The following is a 19,891-nucleotide window of genomic DNA, read 5'->3' on the forward strand; positions in this document are numbered from 1 at the left end:
AAAATTTGATTTAGAATGATTGTTATGATCGCATCCCGAAAATGAAATTACCTTATGATTCTATATTCAAAGAGATTTTGCTTACCATCGGATTGTAAATTCTAAGGTCATCACAAATTTTTTGAACCTGAGACTTTGCAGTATTCTTGTCCTTTGCCTTTACGGTAAACTTTAGCATCTGTGCAGAACGTACCTTCGTTACATTTGAAAAACTCCCTTTTAATATCAGGTCATTTAGGATAGTATCCCCCTCAGGATCACTGATTCCAGGTTTGTTTTCAATTATCACGTGAACGACATATTCTGCCATAAAATTTCATGATTATCAAAAGATAATATGTTTATCTTAAATTAATAAAATTGAGATGGTAGCCTTGGTTATTTTTTGGTTTTTTGTGGCCACATAAAATCCCAAGTTTCGGCAAATTTTTTCATCATTTCGCCATATGCTTTCATCTGATCCATTCCAGACTCACTATAGGTTTTTTGCCAGTTTTCTGCAAATTGTTTCCAGGCTTCAACATTAGATTCTGTCATGGATTTTTGAAAACTTTCTCCAAATTGTTTGAATGCATCAACTCCAGCTTGATTTAGTGCTTTTTGCCAATTTTCACCAAATTGTTTAACAGTATCTGGGGAGGATTCAGTAAATGCCTTTTCCATAACATGGTTAAAGTTTTTTTGCATCTCAGAATTGGCTTTTTGAAATGAATCAAACATTTGCTTCCAGTTATCTAATGATTGAGTGTATTGTTTCCAAAGTTTTTCCCAATCAGTTGGTTGGTTTCCAGTTTGTGCCATATCTTACAAAATACAAGCTCAAAGATAAACTGTTCCCCGATTATTGTACTAAATATGAAAACTTAGGGTTTGAAACGCTTCAAGCCTTCTTCTATCACTTGATTTACAACATTTGAAAAACTGATTGATTTAGTAGATGTTCTAATCATCTTTGATTGCAAATTACGCAATTTTTCCATGTTTGATTCGTCTATAACTATTGTAGCTCGAATTCCCATAATTTATGATCTTCTTAATCAAATAAAAGGGATTAACACCCCAATTTTGTGATTAGCACTAGGGTTGGAATTTATATTCGGTCAGATTTAAAAAAATTAAATGGGCAGAGCAAGATATTGGAAATTAACTCCCGATGAAGTAGAGAAATTTAGCTATAACCAAAATAAGCTGCTAAATTGGGATATGAAATGTGTTCGTGAACCAGAAGAGAATGCAAATTTTATCGGAGTATACATGTATAGAAACGGAACTCCATATGACTACACACCAATCAAGGGTATTTGCTATTATCACAACAATATTGACAGAAAGGAGCTTCCATCAATTACCAGTTTTCTAAAAGGAAAGTTTGGAGGAAAAGAGGTGGAAAAGGGTGAAAGAATAATCCTAAAAGAATCAAAGGAAATCTATTCTCCAAAGGATATTGCTTCTTTAGCAAAAGAGATGGAGAGTAAATTCAAGACCAAAGCCACCATTACGCTGGAGTTTCAAGACATCACTCCTGAAGAACAAAAAGAGGGCGGACTGCCTGATGCAAAATTACTGCCAATTCCTGGCAAGTAGATAAATTATAGTCTGTGTAATGATAGATCTCAGATGTCAGAATTTCAAGAGCTTAGTAAACATCTAGAAGAATTAAGAAAACGCATTTTACGAATTGTCATTGTTATTGTTGCAATTAGTGCTTTTATGATAACATTTCATGCAGAACCATTTAGTTTTGAAGGAATTGAGTTTTTTTATCCTACACCTGAGCCGTTAAACAACATTGCAGCACAGCTAACAAACTATATGAAAATTAATTTAGTTCCCGAAGGCGTTCAATTAATTCAAACAGCACCTGGTCAAGCCTTTTTTGCTCAAGTATACATTGCAGCTCTAGTTGGAATTGTTGTTGGCATGCCCGTCATAATCAAAGAAGCAATTGGTTTTCTAAAACCTGCACTAAAGGAAAACGAAATTCACATTAGCCGCTCAATTTTTGTTCCGGCTCTAGCATTATTCATCGCAGGATGTTTGTTCTCATATCTTTTTGTAATTCCCTATATTCTTGATTTTTTGTACAAGTATGGTGATTCTGCAGGGTTAGTAACATTCCTAAATGTAATGGATTTTGTTACATTTGTTTTACAGTTTCTATTAGCATTTGGCATATCTTTTCAACTTCCATTAATCATGTATGCAGTTTCTGCATCAGGAATTACAGATGCAAAATTTTGGCGAAATAACATACGATATGCCATAGTTGCCATAGTTATTTTTGGTGCAGTGATAACTCCAGATGGTAGTGGAGTTACAATGTGGTTTATTGCAGGACCTATGATAGGGCTCTATCTTGCAGGCATGGTACTTATTGAAAGACGAGAAAAGAAGAAGACTCAGATCACAAAATAGTCACATCTAAAAAGAATTCACTCATGTGCAATAATGAACATTTAAATCTCAACTACGGCTATTTTGAATAGAGCATGCTAGGACTCAGTTTAGCCAATTTTATCGCAGGTCAAGAATGGATATTCATTATTATCATTGCAGTAGTCTTCATATTTGGTGCAAAGAAGATTCCTGAACTTGCAAAGACCTTTGGTAAAGCAAAAGGAGAATATGAAAAAGGTAAAATCGAAGGCGAGAAGGAATTAAAAGATTTCAAAGACAAGCAAGATTCTAAAAATTAATTCTCAGCAATTTTTGCAAATTCATCCATTATAGTAACAAAACCGTTTTTGATTTTTCCTTTAGCAAATAAGCCAGCAATTTTCAGTGCACCGCTCAGTTTAATGTTTGCAGTTACTGTAATTTTTGTTCCTTCAGGAACAGAATCAAACCGTTCAACTATGTGACTTCCTTTGGCATCACCGCCAATAACAAAGACTTCATGTAACTCTGGATATTTTATCACGTGCTTTGTCATCATCACAAGTTCTCTACCTGCAATCGATAGGTGTTCCTCAACTACAGCCACATTATCTCTTACAGACCTGACGCGTATTGAAGGAAAATACTGGGGCAAAGTCTTTTGAAATTCTTCATAATTTGAGACAATATCAAATACTTTGTTTCTTTCAGCTTTGATAATTTTTTCAAAAGTAATTTTTGGCAATGTACTTCCTAGAATAATATAATTAAATTAACTTCCCCAACGTTTGTACAAATCATGTTCGATATCAAATTGATCAAGGCATTTTCCAACGCCATGATTTACAATATCATCTATGGATTTTGGTTTTGTATAAAATTCTGTAACCGGAGGTAATATTACAACTCCCAATCTAGATAATTTTAGCATGTTCTCTAAATGAATGGCAGACAGAGGGGTTTCTCGCACCATTAATACTAGTTTTCTAGATTCCTTTATTGTGACACCAGCAGCTCGTGCAACCAATGTTTCATCGTAACCATTTGCAATGCTGGATAATGTCTTCATGCTACATGGAGCAACAATCATTCCATTAACTTTGTGTGTTCCACTAGATACGCTTGCTGCCATGTTTTTTTCATCTGACACTGTTGTCGCAAGTGACTTTACATAATCTGGAGTATGTTCAGTTTCCATTGGAATGCATTTTGAAGCCCATTCACTCATGACAAGATGAGTTTCGACGGATAATTTTTTCAGCACTTCAAGCATTCTGATACCATAAATGACTCCTGTACTTCCAGTCATGCCAATTATTAGTTTCATGAAAGTATCATCAATGTTAGAGTATTTTATCTATTGGGGATGAATTCAAACTTGGCACTATTCAGGACGAATTTTATCATCACTTTCAGAAAAAGCATTCTTTTCTTGTTCTCTCCTTCGTTTAATCCAAAGACTGATACCACCAGCGAACATTGCAGAGAATAATATTATCCCTGCCAAGAATAATTCAAAACTGTAAAGCATGAATGTGCTAAAATCATCCAATGAATAAATCTTGATTGCTCTAAACTATGTTTGATCTTTACATACATACTCGATCACAATAAAGAAAACAAGAATCTAGAATATGGAGTTAGACTATGCAGTATTGGAAGTCGATTGGATTACTGCAAAGATGTATGGAGTGGAACTATCAAAACAGGAAAACGATCTTCCTTTATCAAAAAATGGCATTGAATCATATGAAGAGTTAGATGAATTGGAATCCATACTAGATGAGATTGATCATTCATTATTTGGTCCTAGAAAAGAAAAATTTTGGGAAGAGTTTCCCTGACATTTTGAAAATAGCTATATTACCTCCTTTAAAATAATTATTTTGTGATAAAAAAGTCAGACATTAGAAAAATTATTGATAATTATGGAGATGTAAGAATTGGAGTACTTGGAAGCCATTCAGCACTAGAAGTAATGGATGGAGCAAAAGATGAAGAGTTCAACACAGTTGTGTTATGTCAAAAAGGAAGAGAAGTACCATATCAAAGATTTGGAAGAATTGCTGATGAAATTGTAGTACTAAATAAATTCAAGGATATGGCATCTGCCAAGACTCAAAAAATGTTACGAGATACCAATACAATAATTGTTCCACACAGATCCCTTACGGCATATCTTGGATACAAGACAATTGAGAATTCATTCAAAGTGCCAATCTTTGGAAATAGATCATTATTTCAAGCAGAAGAACGCTCACACAAACGCAATCAATACTATTTACTTCAAAAAGCCAAGATAAAATTTCCTAAATTATTCAAAAATCCAAAGGACATTAACAAGCCCAGCATTGTCAAAGTTCAAGAAAAATCAAGAAAACTTGAAAGAGCATTCTTTACTGTCTCATCATATTCAGATTACAAGAAAAAATCAGAAGAACGAATTAAACAAGGAATTATTTCACGTAAAGACTTGGAAAACTCTAGTATTGAAGAATTAGCAATTGGAACATATCTTAACTTTAATTATTTTCATACACCAATCTCGGAACATGTAGACTTTATTGGAATAGAGAGAAGACTGCAGACTAACATTCATGATTATAACGCATTGCCAGCAAAACAACAGCTAGACATGAACGTAGACATTCAAAACATCGAAGTTGGACATACTCCTGCAAGCATTAGAGAATCATTACTTGAAAAGGTAATCTCTATGGGTGACAAGTTTGTCAAGGCGGTTGCAAAAGAGTATCCACCCGGAATAATTGGTCCATTCTCACTTCAGAGTGTAATTACAAAGGATTTGGAGATCATAGTCTATGATGTTTCATTAAGAGTTCCAGGAAATCCCATAGTTGCAACGACCAGCCCCTATACAAAATATCAGTATGGGACGACATTTGGTATCGGAAGACGTATAGCTATGGAGATTAAGAGGGCTCAAGAAGAAGACAGATTAGAAGAAATTGTAACCTAGGCTTCTAATTTTTCTTTTAAAAGATTTTTTCTAACTAAGATTGGTATGTTGTAAAATACTGCCAAAGCCATAGCATCAGACGCACGATAATTTCTCAACACTAGATCTTTCTTTCCAGTAAAATACAGATTCGCACGTAAGACTTCCCCACTATCATAGATCTTTACCTTGACAAGCACCAATTCATTTTCTTCGCATATCTCTTCAAGCATTTTGTAAATGGTTGGAACAGAATCACGAGACTCTTCGGTAAAGCTTGCAATGTGTCTTGCAACCTCGCCAGAAAAAGCCCTCATGTGAAACTCTTTTCCATCATCAGATTTTAGAACAAGCATTCCTTCAACGGCATAAGGATCTACAAATCCAACATAATCGATCGTTACTGATTCATAATCAGGTTCTTGTTGTTGGTTTATTTCCATGCCTACAAAATTAATTATTATTTAATGCATATAAAGATGGGTCATCGAACTTGCTTCAACTTGAACAAATTTCTTTTATAAACAATAAAACTTGACAGTTCTTACTTAAAATATTAGGGCATAAAGGAGCTCTAATAATGTCAACTGCACCAGAACGTTCAGTATCTTACGTTCTAACAAAACCAGTCTCAGACTATATGACTCTAGATGTGCTGATGCTAGATCAAAACACCCCTACACGTGAAGCAGCAAGAATGCTTCAACATAAAGAAACAGATGACATCATAGTTACAAATGAAGCAAATGAGCCAATTGGAATTGTAACTGATGAAGACATCATAAGTAAAGTATCGGATGCAAAGATCAATGCAGAGACTACGAGATTAAAGGACATTATGACAACTCCGTTAATTACTATTCAAGAGTCTGCAACACTACAAGAAGCATTGCATATAATGAGGGATCATAAGATCAGAAAGCTTCCTGCGTTGGATAAAAATAATTTCGTAGTAGGCATGATCTTTCAAGTCACAATTGCAAATGTCATAAGAGATGCAACAGCAACTCAGCCAAGACTTCTTAGCCCACCTGTTAAGGCAATACTAGGAAATCTAGGTTTTGTATTACAATTTTCAGGAGTATTATTACTGGTACCTGCAATTTTAGCTACTATTCTAAATGATACAGTTACTGCAACAGGAATTTTCATTACGACAGTTTTGTTATTGGTGACAGGTTTTTTCCTAAACTCGTATGGGGAAAAGGCATCTTTGAACCTTCAGCAGGCATCAATTCTGGTGTTCTCAAGCCTGTTTATCCTAACATTGTTTGGAACGATTCCATACTTTTACGTCCTGCAATATGAAAATCTGAGTCCGGTAGAGACTTTTGCAAATGGATTTTTCTCAAGTGCTGCAGGATTCAGCACTGGTGGAATTTCGTTATTTGATAAACCAGAAGAGTTGCCTCAGAGTTTTACCTTTTACAGAAGCTTTACACAGCTTGTTGGAGGAATGAGTTTCATTTACCTAGTAATTACTGCATTCTACCCAGAAAGTAAATTGCAAGCAATGAGGGGATTCATCTCAGGAAGAACACTACACATGAGGGAGTTGTTTGGCACAATTACAGTCATCTTTACTCTGTATATTGTAATTGTGGCATTGCTACTCTACTTTTTTGGTGAAAGGAATCTCATCGATAACTTTTCACTAGCTATGAGTACCCTAGCCACAGGTGGATTTTTACCAAACTCTACAATCTTGGTGGACTTGCTTTGGCAAGAATATATCGTATTAATTGCAGCGATGATACTTGGAGCATTACCATTTACCTTCCACTATGCATTTGTCAGAAAACGATTCTTGGCACCAAAACTTGGAAAAGAGGTCATAACGTATTTTGCCGTCTTAGGTGGGGCAATAGTCTTGTTTGTATCAACTAGCGGAATAGACCCACTGGATTCAGTATTCTATACTGTATCAGCAAGCACCACTGCAGGATTACAGATTACAAGTCTAGAGTCACTCAACAGCGTTTCACATACCATACTCATCTTACTAATGTTCATCGGAGGTTGTGGATTTTCAACTGCAGGAGGAATCAAAATTTTCAGATTCATACACATGAAACAGTTTCTATCCAAAAGAAAATCAAAAGAACATGAATTAACTCAAAGCGAAAAAAATGAAACTAAAACCATCATCATTATGCTGATTATGTTTCCACTACTTGCAGGAATTACAGGAATTTACCTTTCGGGGGAGACAGGGGCAAGTTTAGAGAATTCATTTTTTGAGGCAACCGGAATTATTACTACAGGAGGATTATCGGCCAATGTAATTACAATGGAGTTAGAGCCATCAACAAAGATGGCAATGGCATTTCTAATGATCTTTGGGAGACTGGAAATAATTGCAATTATCTACATATTCAGACCGCAAATGGCAAAATAAGTAAGGATACAATTTAATCTAATCATAAAAATTCCAAATCATGTCAGAGCAGGCAACGACAAAAAATAGTAGACCGTTTTTGATTGTTGGAATAATCGCAGTCATAGCCTCGTTTGTGGTTTATGGTAGATTTCAAGACCCCGAAATGGTAACTCCTGATGCTATTGAATCATACATTAGATTATCATATGGGTTTTATGTCATATTTGCTCTTGCATTAGGATCGATAGCCTATGGTCTGTATAATTATCAAAAGCAAAAAGCAGTCATTGGAAGATCAGGTATATTTCATACTCTAGCTGCCATTTCATTTACAAAAAAATCTCAAAAAATATTCATTGCTACATTCATCTCATATGGAATTTTCTTCTCATTAACATCAGGTACTTTGGTGTATGATGAGCAGATAAGCTTCTCGTATCACTATGGGGCAAAGATACCATCGGCAAACATCATTCCGTGTTGTGATGCGCCTGGATACATGCCAAAGATTGTGGTGTACATAACAGATCATGTAGGGTTGCAGATAATACCAATCAACCTACTTTTGCAGATAATTGTCTCGTATTTAGTAGGACTAAACATGGCAATTGCAGTTAATGCAATCAAACTATCAAAGAAGAAGAGAGGAATGAGTACAGTAGGAGCTGCAACGGGATTATTCATTGCGTGTCCTACATGTGTTGGTTCTTTACTATCGATTTTTGTTGGAACTGCAAGTGGAATCGCACTAACCATTGCACTGACACAGCTTCAAACAGTATTCATTGCAATTTCAATTCCCATATTGCTGATAACTCCATTCATACTAGCAAGAAGAATGATGAATTCGGATGGAAGTTGTATGGTGGATTTTAAGTAAATGGTTTTACTTCAGGAATTTTGTGATTTCCAATATCAAAGCCGTCTCGTCTTAGATACTTCAAAGTGAGTTTGTAAACAAGCTCATCATGATCTACGCTTTCGAGAATTTCAGTCCATAATATTTTGCCGTTTGCAGAGATTACTTGCTGAAACTCTGTATTTTTTTTCTCAGCAATCTCCTTGCATTGGTCAAATGTTTTTCCGTTCTTATATGCTCGAGTACGTCTATCACAGCTTGACATAATTCATCAACGTAACAATAAGATAAAAATCCTCATAATTTTGTTAATTTTTCGACTACAATTCTGAAGATCTCTTCATTATCAAGCAGAATATAGGGGAGATCATTTTCTTCACATGCCTGTCCACTTTCTGTATCACGTGTAATTAGTAGCATGTTGTTTTCTTTTGCATAGTTAATCACAGAATAATCGGTTCTTAATTTCATGCCTTCTGCACGAAGTTTTTTGACACTATATGCATCATAACCAAGTTGCTTTAGCTTCTCATCCCAACCATCATCCATCTCGTCAATCAAAATTTTGACAGATTTTGAGCCCATAAAATCACAATTTATTCAGACTATATGATTGTGATGTATCTCAAATAAAATTAATCACTAGTGGCAAAATGGCAGCAATTCCTACAATGGTTCCTAAGAATATTACAATTACTGATTCGTCCACAAACATAGATGGTGTCTTGAGTATTGATAGTCTAGTATGTGCACAACAAACAGTCTAAATTCAATTATAATGCAGATGTCATTTTTTTTATTTTTGTAACAATTCGGATTTTATCTGAAATAGACATCTCAGGCTCCATGGTAAAGTATACAGAATATTTTTTTGTATAAACTACCATTTGAGTTACCTTTTCTCTTTCCACATGGACATAGCGAACCTTTCCTAAACTTTTATCAAATTTTTCCCTCATCTTTTTTCGTGCTGCAACTTGAGCACAAAAATTCTCTTCTTCCTTTTGAGATTTTAAGGATAGTTTTCCACTTTTCATAATTGCCTCAAGAATTTTACCTTTGGAATCAATTACTGCTGCAAATCTCATTTTAGAGTCAAGGTCTATTATATCCTCAACCATGTCCATCATATTAGTTTGAGTGTAATATGTCACAAATCACAAAAATCAGGCAGGTCAATATAACTCATTAAAAATATTGTAAAGTTAACAAAACATCTAAACACAACAATTCAGTAATTAAAAATAATTCATGGATTCTTTGATTAAAAATGTCATCTCGAGATTAACACAAGAAGCTCAAAAAGAAAGGATGCGAGAAGTGGATGTTCCACCAGAAGACAGAATGCTTGCAATCACTCAAGATACAGGAGAATTTTTCAATATCATCTTAAAGGCAATAAAAGCAAAAAACATACTTGAGATCGGACTATCCACAGGATACTCTACTCTCTGGTTTTGTGATGCAATAAAAGAAAACTCTGGAAAGATAATCACTATAGAAAAGAATCAAAACAAGATTCTACGAGCAAAAAAGAATTTTCAAGAAGCAGGTGTTGAGAATTTCATTGACATCAGACACGGAATTGCACTAGACATTCTAAATGGGCTTTTATCAGAGAATAAACAATTTGACTTTGTTTTTTTAGATGCAGACAAAGAAAACACTATGAACTACTTTGAGATTGCGCTAAAGATGACTAGAATTGGTGGAATTATTGCAATAGACAACATGACGTATCCTGAAAAATATAGATCAGAGATGAGTGCAATATCCGATAGAATACAACAGATTCCAAATGTGCAATCAAGCACAGTCAAAATAGGAAACGGTGAAGAGATAATCCTTAAACTAGCAGATTAGGTGCTTTTTTGTTTTCTTGGGATCCTAGTTTTAGGGGTTGATTTTGCAGTTGTCTTCGTTTTCTTGTTGATATCTTTGTCTAACTTTTTGCTTTGACGCCTAATTGTTGCTAACTCGGACTTTGTTTTTCTGATCTCTTTTTCAATCTTGTTTCGCTCAAGACGAGTCTTTTCTATCTCGGCTTGCTTTGCTGCAAGTTCTCTTGCAGTAATTGCTTGATGGGTTAGTTTTTCTTGTTCAGACTCTATCTCTTTGATAATTTTTTTTTGATCAAGTAATACCTGCGATAATTTTTCATTTTCTTTTATTTTGTCTTTTTCTAGCTTTTCTAATCTTGCCTTAATCTGTTCTTCTAATTTTGATTTTTGTTTGCGTATACGAATAAGCTCTTTTTCTTCTTTTTTTAGTTGATTTTGAATCTTTGTTTTTTCTGATTGTATGTCTTTTAGAGTAATCTTTTCTTTTGCAAATTTTTCAGAGGTAGGATGCTGTGCTAAAAGACTTCTTTTTTCCTCTTCAATTTGTTTTTCAATGCTTTTTCTCTGAGTTTTTAGCTGCTCTAGTACTGCGTTTTTGTCATTTACTGCTTTGATTATTTCGTTTTGCTCAGATAATTTTTCTTTTTCTTTTTGTAGTTCAATTTCAATCATTTTTCTCTTTTCTTCTGTCTGCTTTGATATTTGGTGGAATTTCTTGCGAATATTTTCCAACTCTGATTGTTGTTGCCTTACTTGTGATTCTAATGCGGCTTCTTCCTTTTTGAGTTCTTCCTCAAGAAGATTTCTCTCTTCTTTCGCTATTTTTAGATCATTTTGCTTTGATTTGATTTGTTCTGCCAGTCTAGTTTGGTTTTCAACCATTTCACGTTCAAGTTTAATTTTTTTCTCTAATCTTTCACGCTCAATTTGAACTTGTTTTTCATATTCCTCACGATTCAAAATAATTTGTGTTAGTTTGGATTGCTGAGATTCGATTAATTCCTTGATTCGCTTTTGTTCAGATAGTTTATCTTCTTCAGTTTTGATCTTTTCATAAATTCCTCCATCATCTGGCTTTTCTAGTACTTCTTGATTTGGAGTCCATCCTTTTGGCATGGAGCCGCGTAATTTTGTAGGCTTATTTTCCTGAATTTCTGGCGCAGGCTTTTGCATCTCTGATTTTTTTTCTTTGATTATCTTTTCTAACTGTAAAATTTTTGTATTAGCATCAACAAGCTTTTGTTTTAGCTCTAGTGTCACATCACTTTCTTGCCGTGTACTGCTATCCGAGGTTTCTTCAGAAGATTCGCTTGTTTCATTTTTTAGTGATTCTAGTTTGTTTTTCAAGTATGCCTTATCAGAATTGAATAGTTCCTTGCCAGATTCTAGTGTGGCATAAATGTGATGTAATCTCCCAGGATCTCCATATCCTAATGAAATTAAATTTGAGATATCATCAAGTAATGATGTGTCTTTTTTTACATGAATTTCTTCTTGTACATCAAATTTTGATAATTTATGATCAAGGTACTTTTGGTCGGATTTGAAGAGGGGTTGATTTTTTTCAAGAGATTCTTTGATAAAATTTAACCTGCCAGTATCTCCATCACCTGACTCGATGAGTTTTTCAATAAAATACAATTTTTCATACTGACTCAAAGTTTCTATTTTTATCCCTCCCGATTTAATTCAGATAATTACAACTAAATAATAAATAGTAAGGATCGGGTTTTTGAGAATTAAGATTCTGTATTGGGAGAATTTTTTAAAAATTTCTCATACATGAATACATCCTTATCAAATAATCGCTTTACAGATGCGTATGATTCATCATCTAATTGATTCTCCATCTTCTCTGCCACATACAGAAAATAATCTATGATATGAGAATCTAATTTTGGTAATCTATCTCCCATGATTCCCATCCGGCACAATATGAATAATACAGATGTGTGTGATAAATGAACACACGAATTGTTTGCTTTAGTGAAGGCATGTAGTCTTATTTTGGCATACTTTTGACAAGTGGTTATATACGGGCGCAAAAAAGTACTCACATGTCAAGTATGAAATGCATTTCTTGTGGAGTTGGATTTTTCTCACCCACTGGTTCTAACAAGTGTGCCAAATGTGCAGGAAATGAAAATCAAGAATCCCATGGACACGATTCATGTGGCTGTGGACATAGCCACTAAATTATCATTTTTTTAAAAAATTTTATCTACAGAAAAATTGGTTTCCTGGTCCCTTGTATAGTATAAAATAGTCATCGCTTTGAGTACGGTCTTTTTTTGCAGCTAGTGCATCCTGATACACATCAAAATGTTGTACCAGATACAATTGGTTTCCTGGCACTTCAAAGTAGTCAATGCCAACAAGATTGAATCCTTTTTCTGGAGTTAGCTTTTCTTTTTCTGCATCAGAGATTTCAACCAATGTATAAGATTAAGCAACACGACCTGATTTATTTTTCTTTTTTGCGCGTGCCTTTACCTGTCTTTTTCTTGATTGCTTTTCAAGACGTTTTCTAGTTCTCTCAGATGCCTTTGTTTTACCTAGAATGATTCTAGTCTTGGAACCATCCTTCGCTATTGTCTCCTTTCCTCTGAATCTATTCTCTTCTTCCTGACATTTTTTTAGGTGTTTTTTCAAACAAAATAATTTTCGTTTGTTATCACCATGAATCTCAACTATTTCTCGCGATTTTTTTAGATCATTTATGACATTACGGAGTAGTCCTTTTTCAATCTCTGAAACTCTTTGTAATTTTCTAAACCAGATGAATCTTGGAATCTTTGCCCACTCTTCTAGTATAGATAGGACCTTCTCAGTTGCATGCTCTCGTTCAGAATGCTTGTCATACTCCATGATAATGCAACCAATGTATCCTCTATTATGAGGTTTTAGTCGATTGCTTCTGCAAACCAGCCATTTGTAATATAATCAGAATCATCTACTTCTCCTATACCCGTAGCATAACGCCAGATTTTTTCTGATTCTGTATTCATTGATGACTTTATCTGAATAAGAGATTCTAATTCTGATTGGAGATTTCCATCAGGTTGCCCACACTCTTGGCAAAACTTGCACTTTGAATCAATGGTTAATGGAGTAGATTCGATTAAGGGATACGTCCTGCATGCCAAAGGTCTGTTCTCATAAATTTTACATGTGAATCCCCCATGAGGGGAACGCGAATCAGACTCTGTATCAAGAAAGGGACATGTGTTTCCATTGGCATCCTTTCCCATTAACTGAAAAGCTAGAATTCCAGTTGGTTCATTTGATTTAGAATCAGAGATTCCAATTCTTGGCAAAACTGTAATTTTTATACCATGCTCTTTTGCTAGAGATTCTATTTTGTTTTTTTCTCTTGGTAGAATCAATACACCAATTTTACCAAATTTTTTTGAAGGATAATACTCTCTCTCAATACAGCACTGAGAGCACTCTGAAATGCATGAAAAATCATTGGATGATTTCATTACTGATAATAATCAGGTGTTGGTTAAAAGTCGATTTCGATGTGCTTGTTTGCCTTAAGCCAGTCAACTTGTGGTAAGGTATAACGCCATAGGATATCTCCTCTGTCTTTGTCACCAAACTCCCATGGAGCAATTATTACAATATCATTATCTCGAATCCAAACCCTTCGCTTTAGCTTTCCTCGAATTCTTCCTCTTCTGGTAACACCATCAGAGCACTTGACAAGTAAGTTTTCTCCACCCATCATCTTGATTACTCTGCCAAATAGTTCACCTTCGGCAGGCAATTGCATCTCTTTTAGTTCAGATTCGTTTAGGACCTTACGCTTACCCATGGGATAGAAGCGTAAATGACATCTTAACTATCTTTCTAATTTTATTTTAAAATCAGGAACAAAGTTTGAGCTATTTTGGGTAAATCACGCCATTAAATTCATAATTGTTCAAGAGATGAGCAAAACATGAGTGATGATTCTATAATTCATTGGTCAAAGGATCAAAAACTACGATGGTCAGACTTTATGGCAGAACCAAATCCATCCCATGAACATGATGCATTATCATCGATAAGATTTTTTGTAAATCCCATCATTACGGCAGATAATCCAGATAAACCAAGATTCTTTTCAGTGTCAAAAATTACCGTGATTCCAGAATTTCAAAAGAAACTTTCTTGGGTCAGGGAATTTGTCCTTGGAGATTCCATTATGAGTAAAAAATTGCTAAACCATGAGCAAGGACATTTTGATCTTGCTCAGGAATATTCAGATGAGATTGGGAAATTAGCAACCAAAGCATTTGATGGTAAGAGATTTCCCATACGAGGAAAAAACGAGCATGAAATTCTAGAATATGCCAGAGAGGATGCCCTGTCTTTAGCAAATGAGCAAGTCGAGAGAATCAAAGGGGGTTTTTTTGCCACATTACGAAATCTGTATGACTCTGAGACTGAATTTGGGAGCAATGCAGTAAAGCAAAAAGAGTATGATGCCAGATTTGCAAGACTCGGTGAATCATAAATTTTTGAACAGTGTTAAATGCAAATATCAAGTATACTAGAGCATGCAGGAATTAGAGTTCTTCATGGATGTATCTCCAAACTGGTGGCTCAAGGCACGCGATGATGAAACCTTTTTGAAAAAATATGTTCTTGAAAAGTTTCAACGAGATTACTATCCTAGAGTAATCATGCAAAACAGAGAAAAGATTGATCTTGACGAATCAAACCATCCAATCAAGGGAATTATTCTGCAGGATCTCAAGCTTGGAAATTTTCAATACGAGTTTTTGCCCGAAGATGAAAACCTCAAAGAAAGTTACCTGATTAAGAATGGAAAAATTCATTTTAATCCAATTAGAAAAAAGATTAACTCTCGATTGCTGCTAAAGATAAAGATTTGATTTAAAGAATATCTAGTTCTTCTAAATCATTTACTAGAGAATCATAACTATGGAATTGAATAGTTCTTAATCCAAAATCATTTGCAGAGTCGACATTTTGTATTGTATCGTCTATGAAGAACAATTCTTCTTTTTTGTATGGTAGATTATTCACTACATGTTCGTATATTTTTGGATCTGGCTTTACAAGACCAATCTCGTATGACAAAAACTTGTAATCAAAGTGAGCAAAGGATTCCAAGCTTTCTATAACAGAGTACGTTACAGGCTCGGTGTTTGATAAGATTCCAATTGACAATCCATTTTCTTTTATCTTTGATGAAAGTGAATAAACTGATTGATTAATTGATACTAGTTTTCTAAATACAGGCTCCAAGATAGAATCCTGTCGTATCAGATTTGAGGCATCAAGCTTTTTGCTAATGCTCTGCCAAAACTCTTTTTCAGTCATCTTTCCTGAGGATAAAATCCCCAAGTGATTATCAAATTCTTGCTCAAATTTCTTCTTTGAGAGATTGAATTGCTTGCTGATTTCATCAATTAGCCAAGAGTTATTCCAGTTTAGTACTACTCCACCTAGATCAAAAAGCACACACTTAATTTGTGACATTCTCAAATGTGTATTTGATTACATTATAATAATTTGCAAAAAACTTTCTAGAGGGATTGCCAAGTGACAACCCCTTCTAGGTTTGTTGGCGTGCAAACCAATTGAGTTTATTCATGAATTTACATTAAAAAAGGTTTCAAAAACAAAAAAAGAAGGTAAAAGATTAAAATTCAATAGTTTTTCCTGCTTTAATTTTGACTTGAGTTTCGTTCATCTTGCCGTGCACATCAAGCCACGCTACATTTAACGTTGCGGAAGAATCAGAGGTCTCCTTTAGTTTTATCGAGTAAGCCCCTTTGAGTAATTTTGCAATCTTTGCATTCTTCATAACGAAATCAACATCGTCGATCTGGATAATTTAAATTTTAATTTTTAAAAAATGATAACCGTCATAGTTTAGTGGTCGAAGTCTTTACCTTCATGCCGAGACCACTAAGCTAGAAGTTATCAGGATACCTTAGGTAAAAATGAAATAAAAGGCCTATTCTTCAAATAGCAAACAAATTTTTAAAAAAATCATTCATTTTGAATATTTTCAAAGGAAAATCTCTAGTTAAGGCATCATCTTGTACGGTAACGAAGTATTGCCAAAACCGAATCATTGATTTTTAGCCTCTCTAGTATTTTTGGAGACGATACAAACTCTATTTTGGCCGATGTCGTTTTTGCCATCTCTAGCATTTTCATTATTTTATTGAATTGGGAATCTGTATGATACTCTGCAGAAACAATTAGAGTATCCACGCTGGCATTTTGGAGTGCCTTGTAGATCACATCATTTTTCTTTGCAGTTAATCCTTCTTTGACTAGCTCATCATACTTGGAAATAATTCTTGCTACATGTTTTCTTCTGTGCTGGTATAGATTGGAAATTATTTTTCTATGAACATCTTTTTGTGATGTCGAAAATGACAGTTCATCTACCATCCTACATTTTTCTTGTAGTCTTGAATCAATCATGCCAAGAAAGTTGTCTTTTGCAGAGCCTGTGCCGCCTACAAGTATTAATTCAGAATCTGAATCCATCGTTCTTAGCTTGTCAGCAACCTTTTTGAAAAATACATGAATTTTCATTTTTCTTGCCCTTTGGAATCTCCCCTGACTCTGGCCTCCCTTTCTGTGTCTTCCTCGCAAATCAATTCCAAGACTGGCCTCTTGGACTATCTTATCCCCATGAATCTTTTGTATTTTAGCTGACTTTTGATCAAGAGTTACAAGAATTACGTTATAGTTTGCCTTTAGAATATCTCGAAATGGCTTGATGTATGGCTTTTTACTTGCCATGTAGATGAATGGAAGTTTCTTTGAGATGCCAATCTCTTTTGTGATTACTTTGCCGTTTTTTATCCATCCAAATATGCACAAAGTCTTTGTGAATTTACCTACAGAGGTTGGGTTTCTTTTGAGATGAGTGATTCTCTTTTCAATCTCTAACTCTACTTTTTCAAGCTGTTTGTTTCTGTGTGTCTTTTGTAATAGTGAAATTGTCTCTTTGCCCTTTCCGTATGGATAGTAAACTGAGATACACTGAGAATCAACGTGCTTTAAGTCATGAATAAACTGGTTTAGTGACAGCCACTCAGAGGGCTCAATAATGGAGTGCTCAGGAGTTTTTTTCACAAGTATGTTACTAGATTAAGTTTATTTTAATCATCTTTAGGAAATATCTGATTTTCTAAAAATTTTCGTTATAAACATCCCCAACAAACAAACCCGCATCATAACGCAAGTTATAGGAATTTTCCGTGTGTAAGGGGGCGTTCTATTTTTACTCTTTATCGATAAACTCATCAACAGTTGGAGCATCTGGTGCCAATCCCTTTCTCTTTCGAATCTCAACTATTGCTTCAGATAATCTAGACTTTGGAACTTCTGCCCACATCTTAAAGTGAGAGTTCCACATTGCTTTCCCAGCAGTCTGTCCCCTCATCTCTTCAGATAGTGTAAAGGTCTCTGATGCTGGAATCTCACCTACTACGATACTTAGTGCACCTTTTTGTGACATGTCAAGTACTTTACCCCTCTTTCCAGAAAGGACAGTTGCTACGTTTCCAACCATGTCAGTTGGCACTCTAACTTCTATAGCTAAAATTGGCTCCAATAGTGAGGTACCAGCAGTGAGTAGTGCACCCATGCATGCACGACGTGAAGCAGGTCCTAATTGTGATAGACCTCTGTGTGCAGTATCCTCGTGTGGAACAAAGTGAGTAAATGTGAATTTACAGTCCCTCATCTGCTCTTTACAGAGTGGGCCTTCTTTCATTACTTCTTCAAATCCAGAGTTTATAGAGTCAGTTGACTCTCCAACAAACTGGACACCTTTTGTTCCATTAATCATAACATTTCCACGTGAATCTAATTTCATAATTCTCTTGATAGTATCAGTATCCCATCCTTGGGCTTTGAGCAAGTCTGCCATCTCCTTTTTGTCTTTCATCTCACCGATTTGGCCAGAACGCAACATGTCGCCAATTTTTGGCTCGAGTGGTTCAACCTTCATGAAAATCTTGTTGTGTCTGTTTGGTGATTTTGACATGATAGGCTCACATGCGCCCTTGACTGTCTCTCTATAGTTGATCAAGGGTTCTGATGTAATAATTTCAATCTTAGTATCTTGAATACGGTGAGTTGCAACATCAAGGTGTAGCACACCCATTCCAGCAATGATAGTCTCACCGCTTTCTTCATCAATTTTTACTACAAGGTTTGGATCCTCAATGGTTAGTTGACGTAACACCTCAACAAGTTTTGGCAAGTCCTTTGGATGCTTTGGCTCAACTGCAACCTGAACTACTGGTTCAGAAACATAGCTTACACCTTCAAACATTTTGATTCCGCTAACAGATGATATTGTATTACCAGAACGAGCTTCAATTAGCCCCATTAATGCGGGAATGTTTCCTGCGCCTAGCTCACCTACTTGTTCCCTTTGGTTTCCCATGAAAAAGTTTACTGATTGAATTCTTCCTTCACGTTTTGCATCAATAATGTTAATTGTTTGACCATCCTTTATTGTTCCAGAAAACAGTCTACCGACTGCCACAGGTCCTGCTGCCTTGTCAAGTACCATGTTTACTACCATCATGATGGTTGGACCATCATCTTTGCATGCAAGCAAGGCCTTTCCAATATCAGAATCTAGATCACCCTTCCAAATTTTTGGAATTCTGTATCTTTGTGCTTCATGTGGTGGGGGATGATGTTTTACAACCATTCCAAGTACTGCTTCAGCTAGTGGTGCCTTTGCTACTAATTCATCTACTTTGCCATTCTGATAAGCATCAATTACATCTTTGAATGTGATTCCTTTTTCTTTCATTACATCAACGTTGATTGCCCACTTGTCTTTTGCAGATCCAAATGTTACACTAGCCTCCTGAATCTTTACCTTCCACTTGTCTTTGTAGTCAGGTTCTGCATAGGTGTCAATTAGGTCATTAAAGTTAGATACTACATTTGCAAGAGTCTCTTGCATCTTTTCAGGAGTTAATCTGAGTTCTTTGATGAGTCTATCTACTTTGTTGATAAACAAAACTGGCTTTACTCGCTCCTCAAGTGCCATTCTAGTTACTGTCTCAGTTTGAGTCATGATTCCCTCTACTGCATCACATACTACTACTGCACCATCAATTGCTCGAAGGCTTCTAACCACTCTACCGCTAAAGTCTACGTGGCCTGGAGTATCAATCATGTTAATGACGTATTCTGTTCCTTTGTGGGTATAGTGTAATGTTACATTTGCTTGGTAAATTGTAATTCCTCTCTCTTGTTCTTCTTTATCAAAGTCCATTGCAAGTGCAGTTCCGGCTGCAGAGGGGGCAATAATTCCAGAGTGAGCTAAAAGGCTATCACTCATTGTTGTCTTTCCATGGTCTACGTGAGCAATGACACCAAAGTTTCGGATCTGCTCCTTGTTTTTGATGATCTTTAAGACCTGCTCAGTTGACTTGTACTTTGCCATATTCGCAAATCCTTGGTCT

31 protein-coding genes are annotated in these 19,891 nt (G+C 35.4%); 11 read left to right on the forward strand and 20 right to left on the reverse strand.

Annotated features, from left to right (window positions below; all coding sequences use genetic code 11):
• Positions 1 to 52 precede the first annotated feature (52 nt).
• From purS to C6988_RS06455, 3 genes are all read right to left on the reverse strand, one after another.
• Positions 53 to 310, reverse strand: a complete 258-nt coding sequence (purS, locus tag C6988_RS06445) for a phosphoribosylformylglycinamidine synthase subunit PurS (RefSeq protein ID WP_182134241.1) — start codon at positions 308 to 310, stop codon at positions 53 to 55.
• A gap of 68 nt (positions 311 to 378) precedes the next feature.
• Positions 379 to 801 carry a hypothetical protein gene (locus C6988_RS06450; protein WP_182134242.1) on the reverse strand — a complete coding sequence of 141 codons (423 nt, stop codon included), beginning with the start codon at positions 799 to 801 and terminating at the stop codon, positions 379 to 381.
• Positions 802 to 863: 62 nt separating this feature from the next.
• Complete coding sequence (locus C6988_RS06455; RefSeq protein ID WP_182134243.1) at positions 864 to 1,019, reverse strand: hypothetical protein; 156 nt, start codon at positions 1,017 to 1,019, stop codon at positions 864 to 866.
• A gap of 100 nt (positions 1,020 to 1,119) precedes the next feature.
• Here C6988_RS06455 and C6988_RS06460 point away from each other — a divergent pair, with 100 nt between their 5' ends.
• From C6988_RS06460 to C6988_RS06470, 3 genes are all read left to right on the forward strand, one after another.
• Entirely contained in the window at positions 1,120 to 1,584 is a 465-nt protein-coding gene (locus C6988_RS06460; RefSeq protein WP_182134244.1) for a hypothetical protein, read from the forward strand.
• Positions 1,585 to 1,617: 33 nt separating this feature from the next.
• Complete coding sequence (gene tatC, locus C6988_RS06465) at positions 1,618 to 2,415, forward strand: twin-arginine translocase subunit TatC (protein WP_182134245.1); 798 nt, start codon at positions 1,618 to 1,620, stop codon at positions 2,413 to 2,415.
• A 74-nt stretch (positions 2,416 to 2,489) separates the two neighbouring features.
• Positions 2,490 to 2,696 carry a Sec-independent protein translocase subunit TatA/TatB gene (locus tag C6988_RS06470; RefSeq protein WP_182134246.1) on the forward strand — a complete coding sequence of 69 codons (207 nt, stop codon included), beginning with the start codon at positions 2,490 to 2,492 and terminating at the stop codon, positions 2,694 to 2,696.
• On the opposite strand, the gene C6988_RS06475 is transcribed toward C6988_RS06470, so the two are convergent.
• From C6988_RS06475 to C6988_RS06485, 3 genes are read right to left on the reverse strand one after another with little or no spacing between them, the layout of a single operon-like run.
• Entirely contained in the window at positions 2,693 to 3,121 is a 429-nt protein-coding gene (locus tag C6988_RS06475) for a type II toxin-antitoxin system RatA family toxin (RefSeq protein WP_182134247.1), read from the reverse strand. The two genes, C6988_RS06470 and C6988_RS06475, sit on opposite strands and share 4 nt — an antisense overlap.
• A gap of 27 nt (positions 3,122 to 3,148) precedes the next feature.
• Positions 3,149 to 3,703: a UbiX family flavin prenyltransferase gene (locus C6988_RS06480; RefSeq protein WP_182134248.1), complete on the reverse strand. Its 555-nt coding sequence runs from the start codon at positions 3,701 to 3,703 to the stop codon at positions 3,149 to 3,151.
• A gap of 57 nt (positions 3,704 to 3,760) precedes the next feature.
• Positions 3,761 to 3,907, reverse strand: coding sequence for a hypothetical protein (locus tag C6988_RS06485; protein ID WP_182134249.1), 147 nt, complete (start codon positions 3,905 to 3,907; stop codon positions 3,761 to 3,763).
• A 103-nt stretch (positions 3,908 to 4,010) separates the two neighbouring features.
• Here C6988_RS06485 and C6988_RS06490 point away from each other — a divergent pair, with 103 nt between their 5' ends.
• Positions 4,011 to 4,220, forward strand: a complete 210-nt coding sequence (locus tag C6988_RS06490) for a hypothetical protein (RefSeq protein WP_182134250.1) — start codon at positions 4,011 to 4,013, stop codon at positions 4,218 to 4,220.
• Positions 4,221 to 4,264: 44 nt separating this feature from the next.
• The gene (locus C6988_RS06495) at positions 4,265 to 5,356 is read left to right on the forward strand and encodes a formate--phosphoribosylaminoimidazolecarboxamide ligase family protein (RefSeq protein WP_182134251.1); all 1,092 of its coding nucleotides are present in this window, start codon (positions 4,265 to 4,267) and stop codon (positions 5,354 to 5,356) included.
• Here the strand turns inward: C6988_RS06495 and C6988_RS06500 are convergent.
• Positions 5,353 to 5,778: a bifunctional nuclease family protein gene (locus C6988_RS06500; RefSeq protein ID WP_182134252.1), complete on the reverse strand. Its 426-nt coding sequence runs from the start codon at positions 5,776 to 5,778 to the stop codon at positions 5,353 to 5,355. The genes C6988_RS06495 and C6988_RS06500 overlap by 4 nt on opposite strands.
• Before the next feature lie 137 nt (positions 5,779 to 5,915).
• Here C6988_RS06500 and C6988_RS06505 point away from each other — a divergent pair, with 137 nt between their 5' ends.
• Positions 5,916 to 7,733 (forward strand): CBS domain-containing protein, encoded by a 1,818-nt coding sequence (locus C6988_RS06505; protein ID WP_182134253.1) that lies wholly within the window; start codon positions 5,916 to 5,918, stop codon positions 7,731 to 7,733.
• Between the two features lie 40 nt (positions 7,734 to 7,773).
• A complete protein-coding gene (locus C6988_RS06510) occupies positions 7,774 to 8,595 on the forward strand; it encodes a hypothetical protein (RefSeq protein WP_182134254.1) in 822 nt (273 codons plus the stop codon).
• On the opposite strand, the gene C6988_RS06515 is transcribed toward C6988_RS06510, so the two are convergent.
• The 3 genes from C6988_RS06515 to C6988_RS06525 all read right to left on the reverse strand — a co-directional run bounded on the left by C6988_RS06515 (position 8,588) and on the right by C6988_RS06525 (position 9,704).
• Complete coding sequence (locus C6988_RS06515; RefSeq protein WP_182134255.1) at positions 8,588 to 8,839, reverse strand: hypothetical protein; 252 nt, start codon at positions 8,837 to 8,839, stop codon at positions 8,588 to 8,590. The two genes, C6988_RS06510 and C6988_RS06515, sit on opposite strands and share 8 nt — an antisense overlap.
• A 32-nt stretch (positions 8,840 to 8,871) precedes the next feature.
• On the reverse strand, positions 8,872 to 9,159 hold the full coding sequence (locus C6988_RS06520) for a DUF5615 family PIN-like protein (protein WP_182134256.1): 288 nt from the start codon (positions 9,157 to 9,159) through the stop codon (positions 8,872 to 8,874).
• A gap of 188 nt (positions 9,160 to 9,347) precedes the next feature.
• Positions 9,348 to 9,704, reverse strand: coding sequence for a DUF6659 family protein (locus C6988_RS06525; protein WP_182134629.1), 357 nt, complete (start codon positions 9,702 to 9,704; stop codon positions 9,348 to 9,350).
• A 121-nt stretch (positions 9,705 to 9,825) separates the two neighbouring features.
• Between C6988_RS06525 and C6988_RS06530 the strand changes: the two genes are divergently transcribed.
• The gene (locus tag C6988_RS06530; RefSeq protein WP_182134257.1) at positions 9,826 to 10,437 is read left to right on the forward strand and encodes an O-methyltransferase; all 612 of its coding nucleotides are present in this window, start codon (positions 9,826 to 9,828) and stop codon (positions 10,435 to 10,437) included.
• Here the strand turns inward: C6988_RS06530 and C6988_RS06535 are convergent.
• A complete protein-coding gene (locus tag C6988_RS06535; RefSeq protein ID WP_182134258.1) occupies positions 10,434 to 12,074 on the reverse strand; it encodes a coiled-coil domain-containing protein in 1,641 nt (546 codons plus the stop codon). The two genes, C6988_RS06530 and C6988_RS06535, sit on opposite strands and share 4 nt — an antisense overlap.
• 80 nt (positions 12,075 to 12,154) lie before the next feature.
• A complete protein-coding gene (locus C6988_RS06540) occupies positions 12,155 to 12,331 on the reverse strand; it encodes a hypothetical protein (protein ID WP_182134259.1) in 177 nt (58 codons plus the stop codon).
• 141 nt (positions 12,332 to 12,472) lie between these two features.
• Between C6988_RS06540 and C6988_RS06545 the strand changes: the two genes are divergently transcribed.
• Positions 12,473 to 12,610: a hypothetical protein gene (locus tag C6988_RS06545; protein ID WP_182134260.1), complete on the forward strand. Its 138-nt coding sequence runs from the start codon at positions 12,473 to 12,475 to the stop codon at positions 12,608 to 12,610.
• Positions 12,611 to 12,632: 22 nt separating this feature from the next.
• Here C6988_RS06545 and C6988_RS06550 read toward each other — a convergent pair whose 3' ends face one another.
• Genes C6988_RS06550 through C6988_RS06565 form a run of 4 tightly spaced genes read right to left on the reverse strand, consistent with a single transcriptional unit; the run spans position 12,633 to position 14,235 of the window.
• Entirely contained in the window at positions 12,633 to 12,851 is a 219-nt protein-coding gene (locus tag C6988_RS06550) for a hypothetical protein (protein ID WP_182134261.1), read from the reverse strand.
• Positions 12,852 to 12,860: 9 nt separating this feature from the next.
• On the reverse strand, positions 12,861 to 13,283 hold the full coding sequence (locus C6988_RS06555; RefSeq protein ID WP_255464321.1) for a hypothetical protein: 423 nt from the start codon (positions 13,281 to 13,283) through the stop codon (positions 12,861 to 12,863).
• Between the two features lie 35 nt (positions 13,284 to 13,318).
• On the reverse strand, positions 13,319 to 13,900 hold the full coding sequence (locus C6988_RS06560) for a YkgJ family cysteine cluster protein (protein ID WP_182134262.1): 582 nt from the start codon (positions 13,898 to 13,900) through the stop codon (positions 13,319 to 13,321).
• Positions 13,901 to 13,923: 23 nt separating this feature from the next.
• On the reverse strand, positions 13,924 to 14,235 hold the full coding sequence (locus C6988_RS06565) for a translation initiation factor eIF-1A (protein WP_182134263.1): 312 nt from the start codon (positions 14,233 to 14,235) through the stop codon (positions 13,924 to 13,926).
• A gap of 126 nt (positions 14,236 to 14,361) precedes the next feature.
• On the opposite strand from C6988_RS06565, the gene C6988_RS06570 reads away from it, so the two are divergent.
• Both C6988_RS06570 and C6988_RS06575 read left to right on the forward strand, forming a co-directional pair.
• Complete coding sequence (locus C6988_RS06570) at positions 14,362 to 14,919, forward strand: hypothetical protein (protein WP_182134264.1); 558 nt, start codon at positions 14,362 to 14,364, stop codon at positions 14,917 to 14,919.
• A gap of 43 nt (positions 14,920 to 14,962) precedes the next feature.
• A complete protein-coding gene (locus tag C6988_RS06575) occupies positions 14,963 to 15,301 on the forward strand; it encodes a hypothetical protein (protein ID WP_182134265.1) in 339 nt (112 codons plus the stop codon).
• 1 nt (position 15,302) lies between these two features.
• Here the strand turns inward: C6988_RS06575 and C6988_RS06580 are convergent, their stop codons facing one another.
• The 4 genes from C6988_RS06580 to C6988_RS06595 all read right to left on the reverse strand — a co-directional run bounded on the left by C6988_RS06580 (position 15,303) and on the right by C6988_RS06595 (position 19,872).
• Positions 15,303 to 15,911, reverse strand: coding sequence for an HAD family hydrolase (locus C6988_RS06580; RefSeq protein WP_182134266.1), 609 nt, complete (start codon positions 15,909 to 15,911; stop codon positions 15,303 to 15,305).
• A 163-nt stretch (positions 15,912 to 16,074) separates the two neighbouring features.
• On the reverse strand, positions 16,075 to 16,239 hold the full coding sequence (locus C6988_RS06585; protein ID WP_182134267.1) for a hypothetical protein: 165 nt from the start codon (positions 16,237 to 16,239) through the stop codon (positions 16,075 to 16,077).
• A gap of 233 nt (positions 16,240 to 16,472) precedes the next feature.
• Complete coding sequence (locus tag C6988_RS06590) at positions 16,473 to 17,531, reverse strand: baeRF10 domain-containing protein (protein ID WP_182134268.1); 1,059 nt, start codon at positions 17,529 to 17,531, stop codon at positions 16,473 to 16,475.
• Positions 17,532 to 17,679: 148 nt separating this feature from the next.
• The gene (locus C6988_RS06595; protein ID WP_182134269.1) at positions 17,680 to 19,872 is read right to left on the reverse strand and encodes an elongation factor EF-2; all 2,193 of its coding nucleotides are present in this window, start codon (positions 19,870 to 19,872) and stop codon (positions 17,680 to 17,682) included.
• Between the last annotated feature and the right edge of the window lie 19 nt (positions 19,873 to 19,891).

Origin of the sequence: Nitrosopumilus sp. b1 (genome assembly GCF_014078545.1) — an archaeon.
Taxonomy (GTDB): Archaea; Thermoproteota; Nitrososphaeria; order Nitrososphaerales; family Nitrosopumilaceae; genus PXYB01.

Bases quoted from the DNA above. Each gene is read 5' to 3' on its own strand.
- purS (WP_182134241.1), bottom strand. From the start codon at position 310: ATGGCAGAATATGTCGTTCACGTGATAATTGAAAACAAACCTGGAATC.
- C6988_RS06450 (WP_182134242.1), bottom strand. From the start codon at position 801: ATGGCACAAACTGGAAACCAACCAACTGATTGGGAAAAACTTTGGAAA.
- C6988_RS06455 (WP_182134243.1), bottom strand. From the start codon at position 1,019: ATGGGAATTCGAGCTACAATAGTTATAGACGAATCAAACATGGAAAAA.
- C6988_RS06460 (WP_182134244.1), top strand. From the start codon at position 1,120: ATGGGCAGAGCAAGATATTGGAAATTAACTCCCGATGAAGTAGAGAAA.
- tatC (WP_182134245.1), top strand. From the start codon at position 1,618: ATGTCAGAATTTCAAGAGCTTAGTAAACATCTAGAAGAATTAAGAAAA.
- C6988_RS06470 (WP_182134246.1), top strand. From the start codon at position 2,490: ATGCTAGGACTCAGTTTAGCCAATTTTATCGCAGGTCAAGAATGGATA.
- C6988_RS06480 (WP_182134248.1), bottom strand. From the start codon at position 3,703: ATGAAACTAATAATTGGCATGACTGGAAGTACAGGAGTCATTTATGGT.
- C6988_RS06485 (WP_182134249.1), bottom strand. From the start codon at position 3,907: ATGCTTTACAGTTTTGAATTATTCTTGGCAGGGATAATATTATTCTCT.
- C6988_RS06490 (WP_182134250.1), top strand. From the start codon at position 4,011: ATGGAGTTAGACTATGCAGTATTGGAAGTCGATTGGATTACTGCAAAG.
- C6988_RS06500 (WP_182134252.1), bottom strand. From the start codon at position 5,778: ATGGAAATAAACCAACAACAAGAACCTGATTATGAATCAGTAACGATC.
- C6988_RS06505 (WP_182134253.1), top strand. From the start codon at position 5,916: ATGTCAACTGCACCAGAACGTTCAGTATCTTACGTTCTAACAAAACCA.
- C6988_RS06510 (WP_182134254.1), top strand. From the start codon at position 7,774: ATGTCAGAGCAGGCAACGACAAAAAATAGTAGACCGTTTTTGATTGTT.
- C6988_RS06515 (WP_182134255.1), bottom strand. From the start codon at position 8,839: ATGTCAAGCTGTGATAGACGTACTCGAGCATATAAGAACGGAAAAACA.
- C6988_RS06520 (WP_182134256.1), bottom strand. From the start codon at position 9,159: ATGGGCTCAAAATCTGTCAAAATTTTGATTGACGAGATGGATGATGGT.
- C6988_RS06525 (WP_182134629.1), bottom strand. From the start codon at position 9,704: ATGATGGACATGGTTGAGGATATAATAGACCTTGACTCTAAAATGAGA.
- C6988_RS06530 (WP_182134257.1), top strand. From the start codon at position 9,826: ATGGATTCTTTGATTAAAAATGTCATCTCGAGATTAACACAAGAAGCT.
- C6988_RS06540 (WP_182134259.1), bottom strand. From the start codon at position 12,331: ATGGGAGATAGATTACCAAAATTAGATTCTCATATCATAGATTATTTT.
- C6988_RS06545 (WP_182134260.1), top strand. From the start codon at position 12,473: ATGTCAAGTATGAAATGCATTTCTTGTGGAGTTGGATTTTTCTCACCC.
- C6988_RS06555 (WP_255464321.1), bottom strand. From the start codon at position 13,283: ATGGAGTATGACAAGCATTCTGAACGAGAGCATGCAACTGAGAAGGTC.
- C6988_RS06560 (WP_182134262.1), bottom strand. From the start codon at position 13,900: ATGAAATCATCCAATGATTTTTCATGCATTTCAGAGTGCTCTCAGTGC.
- C6988_RS06565 (WP_182134263.1), bottom strand. From the start codon at position 14,235: ATGGGTAAGCGTAAGGTCCTAAACGAATCTGAACTAAAAGAGATGCAA.
- C6988_RS06570 (WP_182134264.1), top strand. From the start codon at position 14,362: ATGAGTGATGATTCTATAATTCATTGGTCAAAGGATCAAAAACTACGA.
- C6988_RS06575 (WP_182134265.1), top strand. From the start codon at position 14,963: ATGCAGGAATTAGAGTTCTTCATGGATGTATCTCCAAACTGGTGGCTC.
- C6988_RS06580 (WP_182134266.1), bottom strand. From the start codon at position 15,911: ATGTCACAAATTAAGTGTGTGCTTTTTGATCTAGGTGGAGTAGTACTA.
- C6988_RS06585 (WP_182134267.1), bottom strand. From the start codon at position 16,239: ATGAAGAATGCAAAGATTGCAAAATTACTCAAAGGGGCTTACTCGATA.
- C6988_RS06595 (WP_182134269.1), bottom strand. From the start codon at position 19,872: ATGGCAAAGTACAAGTCAACTGAGCAGGTCTTAAAGATCATCAAAAAC.